Origin of the sequence: Shewanella chilikensis (assembly GCF_037953065.1) — a bacterium.
GTDB classification, from domain to species: Bacteria; Pseudomonadota; Gammaproteobacteria; order Enterobacterales; family Shewanellaceae; genus Shewanella; species Shewanella chilikensis.
The window spans coordinates 3,179,364-3,195,349 of sequence record NZ_CP149966.1; the positions used below are offsets into that span (position 1 = coordinate 3,179,364).

Here is a 15,986-nt window from a genome sequence, read left to right on the forward strand (position 1 = left end):
AGCGCACTTCTAATTATTTGTCTGTCCTTGCTCAGAGTCGGGCAAAATCATTGAAAAGGGCAATACTCATCAACATCAGCAGCAACGCCGCCCCAAATCTGAATCCAATTTCCTGTACCCGTTCGGATACAGGCTTACCTGTTATTACTTCCACCAAGTAATACATCAAGTGTCCCCCGTCCAGCACTGGCAACGGCAAGAGGTTAATAATGCCGAGGTTTACGCTTATCAGGGCGAGGAACCCGAGAAAATATACCAACCCTATGTTGGCGCTGTTACCGGCCCCCTGTGCAATGGAGATGGGGCCACTCAAATTTTTAACCGAAACATCACCGGTAAACAACTTGGCGATCATCTTAAAGCTGACGACCACAAGTTGCCATGTTTTATCTGCCGCCACCGAAATGGACTCAAGTGGGCCATACTGCAAATCCAGCAACATATTGTCCGGCCACTTGGGGGCTTTGGGCGCCAGGCCGATGACACCTTCCATTTCGCCATTGGCACCCTTGCGGCTGTCCGGGATCAGAGTGAAGGTCTGTTGCTCCCCACTGCGCTTAACCGTCAGTTGCAACGGCTTACCGGCTGATACTTTAATTTGTCCGACAAAGGTTTGCCAGTCGCTGTATACCTCACCATTGACGGCCACCAGAATATCACCGGCCTTAACTCCGGCCTTGGCGGCCGCACCGCCTTCGGTAACCGTCTCCACTTCAGGGATCACATCCGGGCGGAAGATATCCAGCCCCAGCGTACTGAAGGGGGATTCTTTTTCCGGATCGAAACGCCAGTTGCGAATATCCAACTGATAGGTGCGCCCGGAAGGCTCAAGACCATCGTCAGGCTGAGATATCTGGTCGAGCGGCCTCAGGGTCAAGCTCATGCTGTCATCGCCGATATGACCGACCAGCGCCAGATTCACTTCTTCCCAGTTGCGTACCTTTTGCCCGGAAACCGCCACTATCTGCTGAGGGCCATCTATCTGCATCACGGCCGCTGGCGAGCCGGGTCTGACATCGCTGATCACCGGCTTGAGTGAAGGCACGCCGATAAGATACATAATATAGAGCGCGAAAATGGCAAAGATAAAGTTGGCTATCGGCCCGGCAGCGACTATTGCGATACGCGCCCAGACACTCTTGCGATTAAAGGCCTGATCTTTAAGCTCTTCGGGCACATCCTCAACCCGCTCGTCGAGCATTTTGACATAGCCACCCAGCGGGATCATGGCAATCACATATTCGGTGCCATCTTTACCGAAGCGACGCCAAATTGCCTTACCAAAGCCGATGGAGAAACGCTCTACCTTGACACCACAGCGCCTGGCTACCCAAAAGTGGCCATATTCATGGGCGGTGATCAGTATCCCCAAGGCGACGATAAAAGCGCCCAGGTTCCATAAAAAATCAAACATCAGACCTTATTTTCCTCACTTGCATACGGCGATAGCTTCCTTGGCATACTGACGACTTTGGCCGTCCAATGCCAGAATATCCGCTATGGAATTTAAAGGCGATTGCGGCACACGGGCCAAGCAGGCTTCATTGACCCGGGCGATATCGGTAAAGCCAATTTCCCCTTTAAGGAAGCTGGCAACAGCCATTTCATTGGCCGCATTGATGACTGTGGTCGCCTCCTGCCCCGCGACACTGGCAGTCATTGCCAACTCAAGGCAAGGATAACGGGCAAAATCCGGCTCACAGAAGCTCAATTGTCCGACTTTGAAAAAGTCCAAAGGTTCAACCCCTGAGACAATTCTCTCCGGATAGGCCATGCAATGAGCTATCGGGGTACGCATATCCGGATTACCGAGCTGTGCCAACACGCTGCCATCCTGATACTGCACCATGGAATGAATCACACTCTGGGGGTGGATAACCACCTTAAGCTGCTCGGCACTGGCGTTGAACAACCAGCGCGCCTCCACATACTCAAGTCCCTTATTCATCATAGTCGCCGAATCGACAGAAATTTTAGGCCCCATGGACCAATTCGGATGCTTGATGGCCTGGGCCGGTGTCACACTCGCCAGACTGGCAAGCTCAGCGCTCAAGAATGGCCCACCTGAGCCGGTGAGCAAAATCGATGAAATACCTGCACCTTGAAGATCGCAATAGCCCAGCTGTTGCTGCACGGCTTCCGGCAAACATTGGAAAATAGCGTTATGCTCACTGTCTACCGGCAGCAGAGTCGCGCCCGACTGACGGGTGGCTTCCATAAATAAGCGCCCGGACATCACCAGTGCCTCTTTGTTGGCCAGCAGCACCCGCTTGCCGGCCTTGACTGCCGCCAGCGTTGGCAACATGCCGGCGGCACCGACTATGGCAGCCATCACGGTATCGACCCGGCTGTGAGCCACCAGCTCAAGTAGTTCTGACTCACCGCTACTGACGCGGGTAGCAGAGTCGGCCCCCAAACGCCCAGCCAATAACTTGGCAGCATTGGGGTCAACCATATGGGCAATTTCAGGTCGGTGGATCGCACACAACTCGGCCATCTTGTCGACATTGGTATTGGCCACCAGCGCATAAACCTTATATGCCGCCGGGTTATGTTGGATCACACTGAGGGTACTGGCACCAATTGAGCCAGTCGCTCCTAAAATCACCATGTTTTGCATAGCACTACATCCAGAATGCAATATAGATAAGGGTAAATACGGGCAAGGCTGCGGTCAGGCTGTCGATGCGATCCAGCACACCACCGTGGCCGGGCAATATGGTGCCCGAGTCTTTAATTTTAGCGGCGCGCTTGAACATGCTCTCGGACAGATCGCCGAGCGCCGAGGCCAGAGCGGTAAATAGAGTCACTGCTATCAGCAATCCAAGCTCCTGCTCGGGGGAGAAATAGCAAACTCCGGCCACCACCACCATGGTGGTCAGCAGGCCGCCCAGTAAACCTTCCAGGGTCTTGGCCGGGCTGACATTGGGCATAAGCTTAATCCGCCCCAGCGCTTTACCGGCAAAGTAGGCGCCCGAATCAGCGGCCCATACCGTCAGCATCACCAAGAACACCAGGATACCGCCAAAATAAGGGTCAGCAGGACTGCTAAGCGCTTTGAGGGCGATCAGGGAAGCGAAACAAGGTAGCAGGGTCAACTGGCCGAACATGGACTTGAGCATGGGGCTGCCCTGCCAGAGTTTGGCGCTGCGGGGATAGGAGATCACCAGCACCAGAGAGAACAGCCACCAACAGGCACCAATAAGAATGATGGCCAGCATGATGGGGTGTAACTGACCTCTGGACCAGACGGCATCGGTCGGCACCAGTAGGTTAATCGCCACCAAGACTATCGCCAGAGTGGCGGTAAAACTCCATTGAGTGACCTCACAACGGCTGTCGATAATGCGGCCCCACTCTTTTGCCGCAATCAAGAATACCGCCACCAGGGCCCATGAAAAATAACTCGCCGGGAGCAAAAAAATGGCTCCCATAACCAGTGGGATTAACCAAATTGCTGTTATTATTCGTTGTTTTAGCAAAAAATGTCCCTCGTAAGATGTTATTCGCTGCGTATTTCTTCTATCTGACTTCCGGTCAGACCGAAACGACGCTGGCGGCTGGCAAAAGTCGCCACAGCCTGGCGAAATGCCTGCTCATCAAAATCCGGCCAAAGGGTGTCGGTAAAGACCAACTCGGCATAGGCCGCCTGCCAGAGAATAAAATTACTGATGCGGTAATCCCCGCCCGTACGGATCATTAAATCAACTTCATGTTGATTTTGCATGCACAAATGTTCTGCCAAGGCCTCTTCACTGAACTGACTGCTGGTCATTTCACCGGATTCGACTTTTTCTGCCAGTTTGCGGGCGGCCTGCATTATGTCCCAGCGGCCACCATAATTAGCGGCGACATTAAGGGTCAGCTCTGAGTTGGCAGCGGTTTTCTCTTCGGCTGCACGGATCTGCTTTTGCAGTCTCTCGGAAAAACGACTGGTATCCCCAATAATATTCAACCGGACACCATTTTGGTGCAGTAGCTTGATTTCCCGGCGCAGTACGGTAAAGAACAGTTCCATCAACAGGCTGACTTCCTGGTCCGGACGACGCCAGTTTTCACTGGAAAACGCGAACAGGGTCAATGAACGTACCCCGAGCTGCCTTGCTGTACTCACGGCCCGGCGCACGGCTTTGACTCCGGCCTTATGCCCAAAAACCCTGGCTTTACCCTGGGCCTGAGCCCAACGGCCGTTACCATCCATAATGATAGCCACATGCTGCGGGATAGACTGTTTTACCAGCTCTGAAAGCTGCTCAGGTAAGCACTCTGAAGTCTGGCAGTCACCTGTGCTGGTTGGAGTCGTAGGATCGGCTTCCATATTGGATGACATCTGAATAAACAACCCTTATAAATAGACAAACGCCGCGTAGTATACCCCTACACGGCGCATCAACTCTAGTTTAGCGAGTCAATATCAGACTTCCATCAATTCCGCTTCTTTCGCGGCCAACAGCTCGTCTATCTTCTTGATATGTGCGTCAGTTATCTTCTGCACTTCCTCTTCGCTACGGCGTACATCATCCTCGGTACACTCTTTATCCTTCTCCAGGTTTTTCACCGCAGAGTTGGCATCACGCCGAACGTTACGCACGGCAATACGACCGTTTTCCGCTTCGGCGCGAACCACTTTAACCAGATCACGGCGGCGCTCTTCGGTCAGGGCCGGCAGCGGGATACGGATAGTGGCACCGGCAGACATAGGGTTCAGGCCCAAATCTGAGCTCATGATCGCCTTTTCTACTGCCTGGATCATGCTACGGTCGAACACGTTAACCGCCAGAGTGCGGCTGTCTTCAACTGAAATATTACCCACCTGCTTGAGCGGGGTCATGGTGCCGTAGTAAGACACCTGGATAGAATCCAGCAGTGCGGGGTGAGCACGGCCGGTACGCACCTTGGCCATTTGTGCCTTGGTGGCTTCCACACACTTGTCCATACGAACCTGTGCATCTTCTTTAATCGCATCAATCACGTTAAATGTCCTTTTTGCAATCAGTCGGTTATTTCGTTTTGATCAGCGTGCCTTCGGCTTCTTCACCCATGATAACCCGGCGCAGCGCACCTGGTTTGTTCATATTGAAGACCAATATAGGCATGTCGTGGTCACGGGCCATGGTGAAAGCAGCCAGATCCATGACTTTCAATTCTTTATCCAGAACTTCATTGTAACTCAGTTCATCGTATTTGACGGCTTCAGGATTCTTCATAGGGTCATCTGAATATACGCCGTCAACTTTAGTGCCTTTTAGCACGACTTCTGCTTCAATTTCAATCCCTCTCAGGCAAGCAGCAGAGTCTGTGGTACAGAATGGGTTACCGGTACCGGCAGCAAAAATCACCACGCGCCCGGACTTAAGCAAGCTGATAGCTTCGGCCCAGTTGTATCTATCGCACACACCATTGAGCGGAATAGCAGACATCAGACGGGCATTAACATAGGCACGGTGCAGCGCATCACGCATTGCCAGACCATTCATCACTGTCGCCAGCATACCCATGTGATCGCCCACCACGCGGTTCATACCGGCCTTGGCCAGCCCTTCACCACGGAACAGGTTTCCGCCACCGATGACCACGCCAACCTGAATGCCGAGCTCAACCAGCTCCTTAATCTCCTGGGCCATACGATCCAGTACCTTGGGATCGATACCGAAGCCTTCTTCGCCCATCAGGGCTTCGCCACTCAGTTTCAGCAGAATACGTCGAAATGCAGGTTTTGGGTTGGTGCTCATCTTTTTCTGTCCTGGTCATAACAAGACCGCAGCGGCTGCTGCGGTCTTGGGAGGGTTAAGAATTGGCGATTAAGCCTTCTTGGAAGCAGCGATTTGGGCAGCTACTTCAGAAGCAAAATCTTCTTCTTTCTTCTCGATACCTTCACCCACTTCCAAGCGGATGAAGTTAGTCACAGTGGCGCCTTTCTCTTTCAGAACTTCGCCAACAGTTTTCTTTGGCTCCATGATGAATGGCTGACCAGTCAGAGAAACCTCACCGGTGAACTTCTTCATGCGGCCGGCAACCATCTTCTCAGCGATTTCCTGAGGCTTGCCTTCGTTCATAGCGATTTCAACTTGAACGGAACGCTCTTTCTCAACCACTTCAGCTGGAACGTCTTCTGGGTTAACGTACTCAGGCTTGGAGGCAGCAACGTGCATTGCAATGTGCTTCAGCGTTTCTTCATCGGCTTCACCGGTAACAACAACACCGATGCGATCGCCGTGACGGTAGAAAGCCATCTTGTCACCGTCGATGTACTCAACGCGACGAACGTTGATGTTTTCACCGATCTTGGCAACCAGGGCAACACGTGCTTCTTCGAACTGGGCTTTCAGATCTTCAACAGTCACTTTGGCAGCAGCGGCAGCGTCCAGAACTTCATTGGCGAAAGCCAGGAAGTTGGAGTCTTTGGCTACGAAGTCAGTCTGGCAGTTAACTTCAACCAGAGCAGTGTAACCAGCACCGTTTTTGATCAGGATAGTACCTTCGGCAGCGATGTTACCGGCTTTCTTGGCCGCTTTAGCCGCGCCGCTCTTACGCATGTTATCGATTGCAGCTTCGATATCACCGTTAGTTTCGGTCAGGGCTTTTTTACAATCCATCATGCCTGCGCCAGTACGGTCGCGCAGTTCTTTAACCAGGGCAGCAGTAATTGCCATTGTTAAATCCTCAATTGATAATTCGACAAATTTAACCTGTTGATAAGTAGGTATAAAACAGGGGCCATATGGCCCCTGTTAACCAATCATATCTCTTGGTTAATAAGGGTGATGTACTAGCATCGCACCTTATTATTCAGCTTCGATGAAACCGTCTTCTTCAGCTTGAACAGCCAGGTCCTGACCACGGCCAGCTTTGGCAGCAGCAGCTACAGACTCAGCATACAAACGGATTGCACGCATAGCGTCGTCGTTACCAGGAATGATGTAGTCAACGCCATCTGGAGCAGAGTTGGTATCTACTACGGCAACAACTGGGATACCCAGGTTGTTGGCTTCTTTGATAGCGATGTGTTCATGGTCGGCACCGATAACGAAAATGGCGTCTGGCAGACCGCCCATGTTCTTGATACCACCCAGAGACTTCTCAAGCTTTTCCAGCTCACGGGTACGCATCAGCGCTTCTTTCTTGGTCAGCTTGTCGAAAGTACCGTCAACAGACTGGGTTTCCAGATCTTTCAGGCGCTTGATTGACTGACGAACGGTTTTCCAGTTGGTCAGCATACCGCCGAGCCAGCGCTTGTCCACGTAGAACTGCTCGCAAGATACGGCAGCTTCTTTAATGGCTTCACTGGCAGCGCGCTTGGTGCCTACGAACAGGATTTTACCTTTCTTGGAAGCAATGTTGCTGATGAAAGCCAGAGCTTCATTGAACATTGGCACAGTGTGCTCGAGGTTGATGATGTGTACACCGTTGCGGGCGCCGAAGATGAAAGGCTTCATCTTAGGGTTCCAGTAACGGGTTTGGTGACCGAAGTGTACACCGGCCTGGAGCATATCGCGCATTGAAACTGTAGTCATTTTCTATACCTTAATTTAAGGGGTTAGACCTCCACGCATCCCATGTCTTCGACCCTTTGGCCAAGCCGCGGGCACCCCGAAGAATGTGTCGATACGTGTGTGATTTAGTATTTGAGTTAAATGCCATGTATAATGGCCGCCATCTTTACTCTGACCTGCCGACAAAATGGGTTTCCCCATCAAAGGCAGCCCGACTTGAAGCTAATTCGAACTCATAGAGTCGTCAACTCAAAGTCACTTAGAGTCAAACATAACGGCGCGCTTTATACCATAAATCGCCGGCAAACACAAACTTTTTACCGCTCTCATGTCGGCCTTAAACTCAGTTCAAAGCCGCGTCAGCAGCGTTATTTTACCGTTTCACAAACAAGGTGAATTGGCCTTGGCCAAGGCACTCGTTATTAAGAGAAAGCCCCATGAGTATAGTCATCAAGACAGCAGAAGAAATTGAGAAAATGCGCGCCGCCGGCAAGCTGGCCGCCAATGTGTTGGAAATGATAGCCCCACACGTCAAGGTCGGGGTCAGTACCAACGAACTCAATGATATCTGCGCCAAATACACCGAAGAACAAGGCGCCATCTCTGCGCCACTCAACTACCACGGTTTTCCCAAGTCCATCTGCACCTCTATCAATGAAGTGATCTGCCACGGTATTCCCAGCGATCGCGTGCTCAAGGACGGCGATATTCTCAATATCGACATCACTGTCATCAAGGATGGCTATCACGGCGACACTTCCAAAATGTTCCTTATTGGCGATGTCAGCCCGAAAGATCGCCGCCTGTGCCGCATCGCCCAAGAAAGTCTCTACGCCGCCATTCGTAAAGTTCGCCCCGGCATGCAGCTGGGCGAAATTGGCACCACGGTTGAGAAGTTTATCAAGGCCAGCAAGTCAGGCCTGGACAAGTATTCAATCGTGCAGGATTACTGCGGTCACGGCATAGGTGCCGGCTTCCACGAAGAACCACAGGTAGTGCACTACAAAAACAACGACAAGACCATACTGCGCCCCGGCATGTGCTTTACCATTGAGCCGATGATCAACGCCGGTCGCCATACTTCTGTATTGAACAAGGATGACGGCTGGACTGTCACTACCTCAGATGGTAAAAATTCAGCTCAGTGGGAACATACTCTGTTGATCACCCAGACCGGCGTAGAAGTTCTGACGCTGCGCGCCGAGGAAGATTTCCCGAGGATCATCAATCACGCCAAATAAGGCGTCACCCAAGGAATAGAATGAGCACAGCGCTGGCAGCCAAAACGGCACTTTGTGAGCAAAATCAGGCCCTGTTTGACAGGTTTACCTCGCGAGAAAAGATAGTCGAACTGGTTACCAGCCGCTGTCGCTTTGTCGATAAGCAGCTGATTGAACAATGGCAGGTCGAAGGGTTAGATGCTTATCCCATCGCCCTTATCGCCGTTGGCGGCTATGGCCGCGGCGAGCTGCACCCCTATTCAGACATAGATCTGCTGTTTCTGGTGGATGACAACCTGGACCCGGCAGCCGAGAGCAGGCTCAGCGCCTATATCGCCTTTCTCTGGGACGCTGGTCTTGAAATAGGCCATAGTGTCAGAACCCTGAAAGAAACCCTGCAGCAGGGTCGCCAGGACATCACAATAGCCACCAACCTATTGGAAGCCAGGTTGCTTACCGGCCCGGAAATCCTGTTTGATACTCTCTATGACGCGATTCGCGAGCACCAATTCTGGCCATCGAACGAGTTTTTCAGCGCCAAGCGCGATGAACAGCGCGCCCGCCACGCCAGGGCCAACGCCTTCGACCTCGAGCCCAATATCAAGACCTGCCCCGGTGGCCTCAGGGATATTCAAACCATAGCCTGGGTCGCCATGCGCCACTTCGATGCCGCCAAACTCGAAGAGTTGGTCGGGCACGGTTTTCTGGAGCAGGCCGAACTCGAAGAGCTGCTGGAGTGTCAGCACTTCCTCTGGGAGCTGAGGTTTGCCCTGCACCTGGCATCGGGCCGCGACGAAAACCGTTTACTGTTTGACTTGCAACGCCAAGTAGCCGGCCTCATGGGTTACGAAGACGCTACCCAACTGGCTGTCGAGCAGATGATGAAGCACTATTACCGCACAGTGCGGCGGGTGATGGAGCTCAACGAGATGCTGCTGCAACTGTTCAAACGCGCCACCTTGGGACATACCCAAGCGCTGGAAATCCAGCCTATAGATGAACTCTATCAGCGTCGCGGCCGCTTTATCGAGGCGCTGGACTTGGCGCTGTTTGACGATCCGGAAGAAATCGTCAGGCTGTTTTTGCATGTGGCCCGCAATTCCAACATTCAGGGGATTTACGCCCCAACCCTGAGGGCACTGAGAAGAGCCAGACGGGCCCAGCCACAACCTCTGATGGCCCGGGAGGGCTGCCGCAGGGTATTTATGGAAATTCTCCGCCATCCTCGCGGTATTGCCGCTCTGTCGCTGATGCACAAACACGGGGTGATGTCGGCTTATTTACCTGCTTGGCGCGCCATTGAGGGCCAGATGCAGTTCGACCTCTTCCACGCCTACACTGTGGATGAACACACCCACAGGCTGCTGCTCAATATCGACAAATTTGCCCAGGCAGAACAGAAAGAGGAATTCCCACTCGGCTCGGTACTGATCAATCAGTTGCCAAAAAAGGGGCTTCTGGTATTGGCGGCCATTTTCCACGACATCGCCAAGGGGCGCGGCGGCGATCACAGTAAGCTCGGAGCCGTCGATGCGCTGGAATTTTGCAAACTGCACGGCCTCAACGACCACGACGGCCGCTTAGTCAGCTGGTTGGTGGAGAATCATCTGTTGATGTCGATTGTCGCCCAGCGGCGGGATATTTCCGATCCGGAAGTGGTCGCCGACTTTGCCGATAAAGTTCGCGATGCGGTGCACCTGAGTTACCTCTACTGCCTGACGGTAGCCGATATCTGTGCCACCAATGAAAAAACCTGGAACAACTGGAAGGGCTCTCTGCTGAGGGATCTCTATTTTGCCACTCAGAGGGTGCTTGCCCGCGGCAAAGAAAAACCTGTGGATATTCGTGCTCGGGTGCGGGAGCATCAAGCCAAGGCCAAGAAAGAGTTGCTGCGGCGCGGCTTCAAGGAAAAAGCGCTGGATCTGTTATGGCAGAGATTCAAGGCCGATTACTTTTTGCGTCATCAACCCAATCAAATCGCCTGGCACGCCGAAGCCATTCTCAAGCACAAGCAGGATGAACCTCTGGTGATGGTATCCAAACACACCACCCGTGGCGGCACCGAGCTGTTTGTCTACTGCCAGGACAAACCCAAGCTGTTTGCCACTGTGATGGCGGTGCTGGACAACAAGAATATCAATGTTCATGATGCCAACATTATGACATCCAAGGACAATTACGCTCTGGATACCTTTGTGATCCTCGAGCAGGACGGCAAAGCTGTCAGTCAGCTATCGCGGATACAAAGCATACGCAAGGCCCTTGGCAAGGCGCTCAGTGGCGAACAACCCAAGCTCCCGCGCTTTCGCAAGTTGTCGCGCAAGATGAAACCTTTTAAAGTTCCGACTCAGGTCAGTTTTCTGCCGACCCGCCGCCATGGTACAAGTATGATGGAACTGATAGCCTTGGATAGCCCGGGTCTGCTGGCCAAGATAGGTGAAACCTTCTATCGCTGTGATGTCACCCTTCTGGCGGCCAAGATCACCACGATAGGCGAGCGCGCCGAGGACTTTTTTATTCTACAAACCAATCAGGGACTGGCACTGGATGAAGCCCAGCAACACAGGCTGAAAGAGTCACTGATCAGTGCCCTGTCCCAATTCGGGACCCCAACAACCTAAGTAAACGGGAGAAACCAATGGAGGCTTTACGCCAACGTATTGAGGCGGCTTTTGAAGCTCGCGCACAGATAAGCCCAACCACAGTTGACGCCGAGCTGCGTGCCGACGTGGAACGAGTGATTGACATGCTGGACAGAGGCGAGGCCCGAGTGGCCGAGAAACTGGACGGCCAATGGCATGTGCACCAATGGCTCAAGAAAGCCGTTTTGCTGTCTTTCCGCATCTTCGACAATGGCGTAATCGACGGGGCCGAAACCAAGTATTTCGACAAAGTACCACAAAAGTTTGCCGCCTATGATGAAGCGCGTTTTCGCGCCGAAGCCATACGTGTCGTGCCACCTGCTGCAGTACGTAAAGGCTCTTTCATCGGTAAAAACACTGTGCTTATGCCCTCTTACGTTAACCTGGGCGCCTATGTAGATGAAGGCACCATGGTCGACACCTGGGCCACGGTTGGCTCCTGCGCACAAATTGGCAAGAACGTGCACCTCTCCGGCGGTGTCGGCATCGGTGGCGTACTTGAGCCACTGCAGGCCGGCCCGACCATTATTGAAGACAACTGCTTTATCGGTGCCCGCTCTGAAATAGTTGAAGGCGTAGTAGTCGAGGCAGGCTCAGTGATCTCCATGGGGGTCTATATCGGCCAGAGCACTCGCATCTATGACCGCGAAACCGGTGAAATTCACTATGGCCGGGTTCCAGCAGGTTCTGTGGTGGTGTCAGGCACCCTGCCATCCAGTTGCGGCAAGTACAACCTTTACGCCGCCATCATAGTCAAGAAAGTAGACGAAAAGACCCGTGGTAAAGTGGGTATCAACGAACTGCTGCGGATGGTCGACTGACCCTTGCCCTCGGGAGCTAACCTCGAGCAATAAACGCTTTATTAGGTCAGTATCCCATCTATGTGTCTGTCTGCTCTGCCCATAAGGGCACAGGCAGACACATTTACTTACCAAGAGACAAACTTCCACACCTTGGGACACGCCCTGCCCAAACAGCAACAACTGCTGACAGAAAGCCTCTATTCAATCACTGGAAAATGCCGCTGCTGCGACTGTACTTAAGTGGTACTTGAAGCATCCCGAAAAGGAGCAAGCCATGAACATTTGCCAACGTACCCGCACCGGCGCCGTATTACTGGCTGTGGCCGGCCTGAGCTTTGGCTCTCTCAGTGCCCAGGCTGCAATGGATCCTTATATTGAGCAGGCGTTGATCCAGGTCTGTAAGTCCAGTGCCAGCAACAGCATGATAGAATTTTCCACCACCCTGCGTGAGTACCGGATCAATGAACAGCGAGTGTTCCCTCGACTGGTATGCAATGGTGAGTCACTGCATCAATTTGCCATGAGTCATGGCGCCGATCGCACCGCCAAAAAGATTGGCCGCTTCCTGCCCGGCAAAGTGACCATTTCCGATATGGCTATGATCCCAGAGGAGGAAAAACTCTACGTGAGTTTCCGCTGAATCTACTGAGCCCCAAATACTCGGGTTAAAATACCAAGGTCTTGTTGCCGTACACCACGACCTGTTCGTTGAGTACCAGCGCCAGAGCCCGGCTGAGAACACTTTTTTCCACATCTCGGCCGGCTTTGGCCATATCTGCCGCGCTGTAACTGTGATCCACAGGGATCACATCCTGCTTGATGATAGGTCCCTCATCCAAACAGTTATTCACAAAGTGTGCCGTGGCACCAATAATTTTCACCCCGCGCTCCCACGCCTGACGATAGGGATTGGCGCCGATAAAGGCCGGCAGAAAGGAGTGATGAATATTGATTATCTTATTGGGATACTGCTCGACAAACTCTGGGGTGAGTACTCGCATATATTTGGCCAGTACCAGGTACTCAGGCTGGTAGCCGGCAATAATTTCCAACATGGCACGCTCGTGGGCGCTGCGATCCAGCCCCTGATGGCTGACGTGATGAAAAGGCACCTCAAACTTAGCCGCCAGCGGTGCCAGTGTGTCGTAGTTGGCCACTATGGCGGCGATTTCCACATCGAGGGCACCATAGTAGGTTTTCATCAAGAGATCACCGAGGCAATGGGCCTCCTTGGTCGCCAGCACCACTATGCGCTTGCGTCCGGCATCCACCAGTTTCATATGGTTTTGCTTGGGCAGTACCTCGGCCAACTCCTTTAGCAGCTTAGTTTCATCGAACTCGCCTTCAAGTTCGGTTCGCATGAAAAAGCGCCCCTGTTGATTATCGACAAACTCGTTGTTCTTGATGATGTTCAGTCTGTGCTGAAAGCACACTCCAGTCACTCTGGCGATAAGCCCATATTCATCGGCACAATCAATCATCAGTATTTTGCGTGGCATATCGGTTCCTGTCGCAGTATCAAAGTTTGAATATGCCACAGTCTCGCCGCTGGTGCGCTTAAAATTTATTCATTGAAAGCAGCTCGTTATCCCCGGCTGGCCTGACGACTATCCAGATACCTTTGCAAAAGCCCTCTCAAGGTCTCGGCCTTGGTGCCAAACACCACCTGAACACCCTGCCCCACCACTATCACGCCCTTGGCACCCAATCCCAATAGGCGGGATTTATCCACTAGCTCAGGACGTTCGACGCTCAGGCGCAAACGGGTCATACAGGCACTGAGGTTGCGGATATTGGCGGCGCCGCCAAGGGCACCTATCATGGCCAGCAGATTGCCGCCCGAGGCATTTTCCGGCTCCAGCCGCCCCGGCGTCTTGAGATTGAATGCCATAATGGAAGCACGGAAAATCAGGTAATAGATGACAGCTGTCAAGGGACCCAGGATCAGAAACCAACCGGCGTTGGCAGATTGATGCCACAGAAGGGCAAAATCCAGCAAACCGTTGGAAAACACCAGCCCATAGTGAATATCGAGCCAGATACAGACTGCATAAGCCAGCCCAGTCAGCAGTGCGTGCACCAGATACAGCAAAGGCGCCACAAACAGGAAGGCAAACTCAATCGGCTCTGTCACCCCGGTGAGCCAACTGGTGGCCGCCGCCGACAGCATGATGCCTGCCACCCGATTGCGTTCACTCTTGTCGGCACAGCGCCAAATCGCCAGGGCCGCCGCCGGCAGACCCCACATTTTGATGAGATAGCCCCCGGCCAGATTGCCGGCCTGGGGATCACCGGCAAGGTAGCGCGCCACTTCGCCTCTGAGCCATTGACCATCCTGATAATACTGCCCAAGTTCCAGGTAGAAAGGCGCATTCCAGATATGGTGCAGCCCAAGTGGCAACAAAAGGCGTTCCACTGTGCCATAGATGGCAAAGGCCAGCTGCGGCTTTTGATACACAGCCCAGTTGGAGAACACCTCAATATAGTGAGCCAAAGGTGGCCAGATAAGCGCCAACAAATAAGCCAGTAACATAGCCAACGGCAGCATCAGCAATGGCGCACTGCGGCGGCCCTCAAAAAAGGAAAAGATAGCCGGCAAACGCAAGTGACGACTCATGGCCATCACCAGGCAGGTCATTACCCCGAGCAACATACCACCGGCTATACCTGTATCTATGGTCTCCACTCCGAGCCAAACCGAGGTATGCACGGGGTTTTGCGAGGAAAGCAGCGATAAAGTGGAATTGAATACCCCAAAACCGAACGCTGCGCTGAAGGCGGCAATCCCCTGATCGCGGCAAAAACCTATGGCAATGGCGATGGCAAACAGCAGCGGCATCATAGTGAAGATGAGATTGCCTGTGGTGGCAAACAGCTCATTGAGCGAAGGAGACAAAATACCTGTCGGCGTACTGGCCAGGCCTTTCATCACCCCGGCAGCGGGCAGGATAGCTATGGGGACAAGCAGCGCCTGACTCAGGCGCTGAGCAAACTTAAACCAATGTTGTGAAAAGCCTTTCAGGCGCCCGCTTCTGTTTTCAGCAGGGGTAGCCAGTTGTTGAGCCATTCTTGAGCCTCGACCTCGGGTTCCATGGTTTCGCAGGCATCAATCTCCAAACGCTCACCGATACGTTTGGCACCAAGCTCCGCAAACAGTTCATCCAATTGTTTACCGGCACCACAGAAGGTCTCATAGCTCGAGTCTCCCAGGGCAATAACCCCGTATCTAAGCTCTGGTAAGTAGGGGGCCGTATCTTTCAGTTCCAAAAACCAAGGCAAAATATCATCCGGAAGATCCCCTTGCCCGGTAGTGGAAGATATCAGCAACAAATACTCATCGGCAGTCGGTACATATCCTTTAAGCTCATGACTTTGCCAAAGTTTGGCATCCACACCATGAGTCTGGAGCTGCTTCTGGAGCGTCTCGGCAACAAACTGGGCATTACCATAGACAGTTCCAAACACCAGGTTCACTTTTTTCATGTTATACTCTGCACCTCGGAGCCAATATTCATTGTTCTCCACCATACTGTATCGTCTGCTTATGCTGCAAGCATAAGCATCAACAGACACCAAGCCGACACGCCATTGGCGATAAGGAAACGCAGCGATGCGACAGAGCAGCAGACAGAAACTTCAGAAGCAACATCAAAGGGCAACTCATGTGCGCCGTATGTGTTACTTTAGAGCCGCTCAACAAGACCAACACCATGCCCACTATCCACTCGACGCCTACCGTCCCTTGCTTGACATGATGCACCAGCGCACCAATAAAGACGAAACCTAAGGAAGGTGCGAACAAGTCCCATGTGTGCCACGAGGACTTAT

General features: G+C 52.8%; 16 protein-coding genes. 5 read left to right on the forward strand and 11 right to left on the reverse strand.

Annotation, left to right across the window (positions count from 1 at the left end):
• Positions 1–31 precede the first annotated feature (31 nt).
• The 8 genes from rseP to rpsB all read right to left on the reverse strand — a co-directional run bounded on the left by rseP (position 32) and on the right by rpsB (position 7,514).
• Positions 32–1,414, reverse strand: coding sequence for a sigma E protease regulator RseP (rseP, locus tag WKR14_RS14390; protein ID WP_165565384.1), 1,383 nt, complete (start codon positions 1,412–1,414; stop codon positions 32–34).
• Positions 1,415–1,429: 15 nt separating this feature from the next.
• Positions 1,430–2,620, reverse strand: coding sequence for a 1-deoxy-D-xylulose-5-phosphate reductoisomerase (gene ispC / locus WKR14_RS14395; RefSeq protein WP_286997767.1), 1,191 nt, complete (start codon positions 2,618–2,620; stop codon positions 1,430–1,432).
• Positions 2,621–2,624: 4 nt separating this feature from the next.
• Entirely contained in the window at positions 2,625–3,482 is an 858-nt protein-coding gene (locus WKR14_RS14400; protein WP_039034777.1) for a phosphatidate cytidylyltransferase, read from the reverse strand.
• 20 nt (positions 3,483–3,502) lie between these two features.
• A complete protein-coding gene (uppS, locus tag WKR14_RS14405; protein ID WP_339086612.1) occupies positions 3,503–4,330 on the reverse strand; it encodes a polyprenyl diphosphate synthase in 828 nt (275 codons plus the stop codon).
• Between the two features lie 84 nt (positions 4,331–4,414).
• The gene (frr, locus tag WKR14_RS14410; RefSeq protein WP_101055390.1) at positions 4,415–4,972 is read right to left on the reverse strand and encodes a ribosome recycling factor; all 558 of its coding nucleotides are present in this window, start codon (positions 4,970–4,972) and stop codon (positions 4,415–4,417) included.
• A 28-nt stretch (positions 4,973–5,000) separates the two neighbouring features.
• Positions 5,001–5,732: a UMP kinase gene (gene pyrH / locus WKR14_RS14415; RefSeq protein ID WP_039034774.1), complete on the reverse strand. Its 732-nt coding sequence runs from the start codon at positions 5,730–5,732 to the stop codon at positions 5,001–5,003.
• Positions 5,733–5,801: 69 nt separating this feature from the next.
• Positions 5,802–6,653, reverse strand: a complete 852-nt coding sequence (gene tsf / locus WKR14_RS14420; protein ID WP_028779851.1) for a translation elongation factor Ts — start codon at positions 6,651–6,653, stop codon at positions 5,802–5,804.
• 132 nt (positions 6,654–6,785) lie between these two features.
• Positions 6,786–7,514 (reverse strand): 30S ribosomal protein S2, encoded by a 729-nt coding sequence (gene rpsB / locus WKR14_RS14425; RefSeq protein ID WP_025010979.1) that lies wholly within the window; start codon positions 7,512–7,514, stop codon positions 6,786–6,788.
• 416 nt (positions 7,515–7,930) lie between these two features.
• Here rpsB and map point away from each other — a divergent pair, with 416 nt between their 5' ends.
• The 4 genes from map to WKR14_RS14445 all read left to right on the forward strand — a co-directional run bounded on the left by map (position 7,931) and on the right by WKR14_RS14445 (position 12,798).
• Positions 7,931–8,734, forward strand: a complete 804-nt coding sequence (gene map / locus WKR14_RS14430; RefSeq protein WP_101055392.1) for a type I methionyl aminopeptidase — start codon at positions 7,931–7,933, stop codon at positions 8,732–8,734.
• 20 nt (positions 8,735–8,754) lie between these two features.
• Complete coding sequence (gene glnD / locus WKR14_RS14435; RefSeq protein WP_224866204.1) at positions 8,755–11,334, forward strand: bifunctional uridylyltransferase/uridylyl-removing protein GlnD; 2,580 nt, start codon at positions 8,755–8,757, stop codon at positions 11,332–11,334.
• A 17-nt stretch (positions 11,335–11,351) separates the two neighbouring features.
• On the forward strand, positions 11,352–12,176 hold the full coding sequence (dapD, locus tag WKR14_RS14440; RefSeq protein WP_101055396.1) for a 2,3,4,5-tetrahydropyridine-2,6-dicarboxylate N-succinyltransferase: 825 nt from the start codon (positions 11,352–11,354) through the stop codon (positions 12,174–12,176).
• A 256-nt stretch (positions 12,177–12,432) separates the two neighbouring features.
• Positions 12,433–12,798 carry a DUF3718 domain-containing protein gene (locus WKR14_RS14445; protein WP_101055398.1) on the forward strand — a complete coding sequence of 122 codons (366 nt, stop codon included), beginning with the start codon at positions 12,433–12,435 and terminating at the stop codon, positions 12,796–12,798.
• 25 nt (positions 12,799–12,823) lie between these two features.
• Here the strand turns inward: WKR14_RS14445 and purU are convergent, their stop codons facing one another.
• The 3 genes from purU to WKR14_RS14460 all read right to left on the reverse strand — a co-directional run bounded on the left by purU (position 12,824) and on the right by WKR14_RS14460 (position 15,641).
• The gene (gene purU / locus WKR14_RS14450; protein ID WP_101055400.1) at positions 12,824–13,657 is read right to left on the reverse strand and encodes a formyltetrahydrofolate deformylase; all 834 of its coding nucleotides are present in this window, start codon (positions 13,655–13,657) and stop codon (positions 12,824–12,826) included.
• 86 nt (positions 13,658–13,743) lie between these two features.
• The gene (locus WKR14_RS14455; protein WP_101055402.1) at positions 13,744–15,225 is read right to left on the reverse strand and encodes a PTS transporter subunit EIIC; all 1,482 of its coding nucleotides are present in this window, start codon (positions 15,223–15,225) and stop codon (positions 13,744–13,746) included.
• Positions 15,177–15,641 carry a flavodoxin gene (locus WKR14_RS14460; RefSeq protein WP_165565389.1) on the reverse strand — a complete coding sequence of 155 codons (465 nt, stop codon included), beginning with the start codon at positions 15,639–15,641 and terminating at the stop codon, positions 15,177–15,179. Before WKR14_RS14460 ends, WKR14_RS14455 begins: the two co-directional genes overlap by 49 nt.
• A gap of 127 nt (positions 15,642–15,768) precedes the next feature.
• Here WKR14_RS14460 and WKR14_RS14465 point away from each other — a divergent pair, with 127 nt between their 5' ends.
• Complete coding sequence (locus WKR14_RS14465) at positions 15,769–15,945, forward strand: hypothetical protein (protein WP_099049524.1); 177 nt, start codon at positions 15,769–15,771, stop codon at positions 15,943–15,945.
• Positions 15,946–15,986: the final 41 nt, after the last annotated feature.

Coding starts and splice junctions, on each gene's coding strand:
- purU (WP_101055400.1), bottom strand. CDS start 13,657: ATGCCACGCAAAATACTGATGATTGATTGTGCCGATGAATATGGGCTT.
- WKR14_RS14460 (WP_165565389.1), bottom strand. CDS start 15,641: ATGAAAAAAGTGAACCTGGTGTTTGGAACTGTCTATGGTAATGCCCAG.
- glnD (WP_224866204.1), top strand. CDS start 8,755: ATGAGCACAGCGCTGGCAGCCAAAACGGCACTTTGTGAGCAAAATCAG.
- rseP (WP_165565384.1), bottom strand. CDS start 1,414: ATGTTTGATTTTTTATGGAACCTGGGCGCTTTTATCGTCGCCTTGGGG.
- map (WP_101055392.1), top strand. CDS start 7,931: ATGAGTATAGTCATCAAGACAGCAGAAGAAATTGAGAAAATGCGCGCC.
- WKR14_RS14465 (WP_099049524.1), top strand. CDS start 15,769: ATGCGACAGAGCAGCAGACAGAAACTTCAGAAGCAACATCAAAGGGCA.
- rpsB (WP_025010979.1), bottom strand. CDS start 7,514: ATGACTACAGTTTCAATGCGCGATATGCTCCAGGCCGGTGTACACTTC.
- ispC (WP_286997767.1), bottom strand. CDS start 2,620: ATGCAAAACATGGTGATTTTAGGAGCGACTGGCTCAATTGGTGCCAGT.
- tsf (WP_028779851.1), bottom strand. CDS start 6,653: ATGGCAATTACTGCTGCCCTGGTTAAAGAACTGCGCGACCGTACTGGC.
- WKR14_RS14455 (WP_101055402.1), bottom strand. CDS start 15,225: ATGGCTCAACAACTGGCTACCCCTGCTGAAAACAGAAGCGGGCGCCTG.
- WKR14_RS14445 (WP_101055398.1), top strand. CDS start 12,433: ATGAACATTTGCCAACGTACCCGCACCGGCGCCGTATTACTGGCTGTG.
- dapD (WP_101055396.1), top strand. CDS start 11,352: ATGGAGGCTTTACGCCAACGTATTGAGGCGGCTTTTGAAGCTCGCGCA.
- uppS (WP_339086612.1), bottom strand. CDS start 4,330: ATGTCATCCAATATGGAAGCCGATCCTACGACTCCAACCAGCACAGGT.
- pyrH (WP_039034774.1), bottom strand. CDS start 5,732: ATGAGCACCAACCCAAAACCTGCATTTCGACGTATTCTGCTGAAACTG.